Origin of the sequence: Pantoea sp. SIMBA_079 (assembly GCF_046940275.1) — a bacterium.
Classification (GTDB): Bacteria; Pseudomonadota; Gammaproteobacteria; order Enterobacterales; family Enterobacteriaceae; genus Pantoea; species Pantoea borealis.
The window spans coordinates 1-264 of record NZ_JAWRYR010000443.1 but is presented as its reverse complement, the minus strand read 5'-3'; the positions used below and the strand labels follow the sequence as shown (position 1 = coordinate 264).

Annotated in this window: 1 protein-coding gene; it reads left to right on the top strand. The window is 71.2% G+C overall.

Going from position 1 to position 264, the window contains the following annotated elements; translation table 11 throughout:
* A partial coding sequence (locus SB719_RS20725; protein WP_412159825.1) for a hypothetical protein occupies positions 1 to 264 on the top strand: 264 nt, incomplete at both ends.

The window sequence follows — 264 nt, the reverse complement described above, 5'->3', positions numbered from 1 at the left end:
CGAGGATCGTCCGGCAAACGCGCAGGCCTCGTTCGACTACGACGCGGGCCTCGACCAGTTCGGCCTCGCGGCGCGCGTGCTGGCGCCGCACCAGGTGCAGAGCCGCTACAACTTCCTGCGTGGCAGCGATTTCGACGACATCCGCATCTACGACCGGATGCTCGACGCGGCAGGCGTGCAGGCCTTGCGCAGCTTCCGCGCGCCGACGAGCGCCGTCGGCGATGGCGATCGGGCTGCGGCGTGGGCGTTCCGCCACGGCTGGCA